Origin of the sequence: Asaia sp. SF2.1 (assembly GCF_000505765.1) — a bacterium.
GTDB classification, from domain to species: Bacteria; Pseudomonadota; Alphaproteobacteria; order Acetobacterales; family Acetobacteraceae; genus Asaia; species Asaia bogorensis.
Genome location: NZ_AYXS01000012.1, coordinates 11,043 through 12,596, shown reverse-complemented (window position 1 = coordinate 12,596; position 1,554 = coordinate 11,043). Strand labels below are relative to the sequence as shown.

Annotated in this window: 2 protein-coding genes and 1 pseudogene; 1 reads left to right on the top strand and 2 read right to left on the bottom strand. The window is 62.6% G+C overall.

Translation table 11 applies throughout. The features are described from left to right. Positions 1-421 (top strand): annotated as a pseudogene (locus tag P792_RS38575) (MFS transporter); the annotation flags it as partial. Positions 422-436: 15 nt separating this feature from the next. Here P792_RS38575 and P792_RS26515 read toward each other — a convergent pair. Then, positions 437-1,087, bottom strand: coding sequence for a methyltransferase (locus tag P792_RS26515; RefSeq protein ID WP_023978346.1), 651 nt, complete (start codon positions 1,085-1,087; stop codon positions 437-439). After that, on the bottom strand, positions 1,084-1,554 hold a 471-nt coding region (locus P792_RS38570), incomplete at its 5' end, for a UbiA family prenyltransferase (RefSeq protein WP_035439744.1). The genes P792_RS26515 and P792_RS38570, both read right to left, overlap by 4 nt.

The following is a 1,554-nucleotide window of genomic DNA, read 5'->3' as shown; positions in this document are numbered from 1 at the left end:
AGGCGTGGCCACCATGTCGTTCCTCATAGGCCGCTGGACCGATCGAGTCCCTGCGGTTCTGCTCTCCAGCCTCGGCCTTGCCGTAACCGGATGCGGGTTTGCGTTGCTCTGGCTTCTGCCGCCAGATGCCTCGAATCTGGATATCATCTGGCGCACCTGGCTGGCGGGATCCGGGTTCGGCATGTTCCAGCCCCCCAATAACCGCGTCATGATGCTGGCGGCTCCCCGTGGGCGCGAGGGAAGCGCGAGCGGACTTGTGTCGGTCGCAAGGCTGGGCGGGCAGACGCTTGGCGCGCTACTGGTTGCAAGCGTATTTCGCTTCAGCACCCATGCCTCAACGCTGTGCCTGCTCTGCGCCATGCTGATTGCCTGGCTCGGCGCTGCGATGAGCCTGGCGCGTTCGATCAAGGCGAAGGCCTGACCGGGCTGGAGCCAGTCAGACCGGTAGAGGCAGAATTCGGCACAGGCGTGTTTCACGCGCTGTTCTGCCCTCCAGCTCCATCGTTGTGGGCAGCTCCATTACGCTCAGTGTTTCGATACCGTCTTTTGGCGCATAGGGGCGCCCCGGATCAGCCATCCAGACCTCCATACGGGTCGCACAGTGACGCAACCACGGAATGATCTGGTCCGCCATCTGCTGGTTGTAGCAGACATCTCCGCAAAGAAGCAGATCCGCCTTGGGCAATGTGCCGATGATGGAGCCTTCCAGCGGTGTGAGGCCAACGCCATTCAGCGCGGCATTGATCTGCGCGGCCTGAAGGGCAAGAGGGTCGATATCATTGGGAAGCACCTCTGCTGCGCCGGACCGTGCTGCCGCGATGCCTGCCAGACCACCCCCACAGGCAAAATCCAGCACGATCCGATCTCTCACCAGAGCCGGGTTGTCGAGGATGAAACGGGCAAGAAGCTGGCTGCCCGGCCACGCAAAGGCCCAGAAAGGCGGCTCTATGTTCATCTCGGCCAGGTGGGCTTCCGTCGCCTGCCAGATCGGGGTGATTTCAGTGGCCAGATGTAGCCTGAGCTCCGGGACGAGGGGCGTGGTTTCGATAACCGTCTGGCTGGCAATGAAGTTTTCGGCTTCTCTCACGACAGCACCCGCCCGCAGATCAGTGCCGCGGCCAGAACCATGCCGAACCGGACATTCTGACGAAACAGCATCAGGCACAGCGCCGGGTTGCGGATATCCAGACGAACGATCTGACTGACCAGCATGAGGCTGGACAGGAGCGCGAGGGGCCAGACACTCCAGTGCAGCCCAGCCAGTGTGATGGCTGCCGACAGGAGGAGGGCCGCCCCTGTGTAGCAGGCAGCGATGAAAGGCCGCGCCTGCGTTGCCCAGAGACGCGAGGTTGAACGCACTCCAATACGGGCATCGTCATCCATGTCCTGAAAGCCATAGATGGTGTCAAAGCCAAGCTGCCACAGGATCGTGCCGGCATAGAGCAGGGCACAGACCCAATCGACCCGCCCTGCGGCGGCGGCGTACCCCATGGGGGCGCCGAAACCGAAGGTGAACCCCATAACGAGCTGCGGCCACCAGGTTACGCGTTTGGC